This window comes from Actinacidiphila sp. bgisy160, from assembly GCF_965342435.1.
GTDB lineage: Bacteria > Actinomycetota > Actinomycetes > Streptomycetales > Streptomycetaceae > Actinacidiphila.
In genome coordinates this window covers 1-2,104 of the sequence record NZ_CBDRCM010000122.1, presented here as the reverse complement: position 1 = coordinate 2,104, position 2,104 = coordinate 1, and the positions used below count along the sequence as shown (strand labels likewise).

General features: G+C 66.4%; 1 protein-coding gene. It reads right to left on the bottom strand.

All coding sequences use genetic code 11. The features are described from left to right. Positions 1-2,104: hypothetical protein (locus tag ACRWNP_RS37020; RefSeq protein ID WP_431969388.1), on the bottom strand; the 2,104-nt coding region annotated here is incomplete at both ends.

The window sequence follows — 2,104 nt, the reverse complement described above, 5'->3', positions numbered from 1 at the left end:
CGCACCGTGGACGAAATCACCGGACGAACCCGCAGGTGCCGAGACTGCCCGCGCCGGCACACCGCCGGACCTGTCCTGGACCGGGAACGACTTGTCACCCCGGAACTCCACCGTGATGATTTCGGAGTTGGAGGCATGGACGACGGCACGCTCCACGTCGTCCTGGAAACGGTGGACCATGTCCACCAGCCCGCTCGGCGGGAAACGCCTGTCGAGCGCCTTGATCAGGCTGTCCTCGGTGACGCCGAGCTCGTCCGCCAGGTTCTTGAGGCGACCGGCCCTGTTGTCCCAGCCGGACTTGGCGTTGCCCGGCCCCACATGGATGGAGTTGTCCGCCGTCAGGACGGACGGACCGTACTTGTCGATCAAGTCCTGCGCGGCCTTCGAGCGCGCGGTCAGATGGAAGTCCGTCCCGCTGATCGTGACCGCCGTCCCGTCGAGCCTCCCGCCCGGGGTGACCATCACATTGAGGTGGACGGCCACCTGAACCGTCCTGTCCCCCTCGGTGACTGTCATCAGCACAGGTCGCGAGATGAGGTTCGTGCTCCCCTCTTCGCGGACCTTCCCGAACTCGAAACCAGCGAGCGTACGGCGGGAGCCGTCGACCGTCCCCGATCCTGTGATGCTGTCCAGGATCCGGACGCCGTCCGGGGTCAGCCTCCCACCCGTACCGGCACCCGCATGAGCGGCCGTGGACGTACTCACACTCGGGGCGGACGGGGAGACGGAGTGCGTCAGGTGCTTGTTGATGCCGTCGACCAGGGCGTTACGGGTATCGACAGCCATGCCGATCAGCTGCCTGAACGTGTCATTGGTGCCGCCGGAAGCCTTGATCAGCGCCTTCCACTCCGCCTTCCGGGCAGCGCCGAGGTCCTTCACCTCCAGCTTTGTGAGAGCGGTGACGCCGTCCGCCTGAATGTCGTGGAAGGCGATGGCCGCCAGGCTCTTCCCGGCGTTCGGGTCCTTCGCCAGGACATCCGGGTGATGCAGCTTGATGTAGCGCTCGATCTGCTCGGTCCAGGTCTTCGAGTTCGCATGGCTCTGGGTCAGCCCGCTGAGGATCGCCCGCGGGTCGTCCCCCACCTCCTTGGCGATCCGCTCCCCATCGGTGACGAGTGCGAGACCCGAGTCGAAGACGAAGCCCTGGTTCTCCCGCCCCCGCCATTGGAAACCGCGGTTCTTGAGGGAGCTGGCGAGGAGCCGCTCGCCCTCCCTGGCCTCGTAGCTGATGCTTCCGCCGGAGATCTCGCCGAACCGGATGTCCTTCTCCAGGCCGAGGTTCGGGTCGACACGGATGAACGTGTTGGGCTCGGGGAAGTAGATCGCCCGCGTGTCGGTCTTCGCCATCGCGTCGCGCACGGCCAGGTCAAGATCGGCGGCGTTCTTCGCGACACCCTCGGGGAGCGTGTAACCACCGCTCACCATCTCGGGAGCGGACCCGTTCTGGCCGGTCAGCGTCTCGATCTTCGCGGCGGCACGGTCGAAGAGCGGCTTTCCGCCGACGACCATGCTCTTGACGTCGGCGTCACCGACGTGCAGATACACCTCTCCCTTGGCGTTCAGCTTGAGCTTGTCCAGCATGCCCCGAGTGAGATCGTCGCGGACGACCGCCTCACGGAGCGCGCCGTACGGGACCATCTTCTGGCCGCCGTCCGCCAGCAACTGGGGGTTCCGCTGCTCCCAGGTGAAACCGCTGACGGACACCGAGAAGTCGCCCTCCTTCTCCCACTGCTGAGCGAACTTCCGCACCGTGTCGACGATTTCGGCTTCCTTGCCGGTGCGCCCGTTCACACCGATGACGAGACCGAGCCGTTCGCCGAGGGACTCCTTCCCGAACGCCGTTCCGTAGGTCTTCGCCAGGGTGAGCAGATCGGTGTCCGGGGTCGCGATGACGGTGGCGACGAAACGGGTACCCTCACCGCCCTGGAGCGAGCCCTTGGCCATGCCGTCGTACTGGGCGACGGGCTTCAGCTGGTAGTGACCCGCGATCTTCTGGTAGCCCTCGGTGAATCGCGTGGTGTCCGTCTGCCGCGTGAAGGTGGACGGGACGGCCACCGACTGCGAGGTGCCCGCCTTCGCGTTGCGCGTTCCCTTCGGCGCGTTC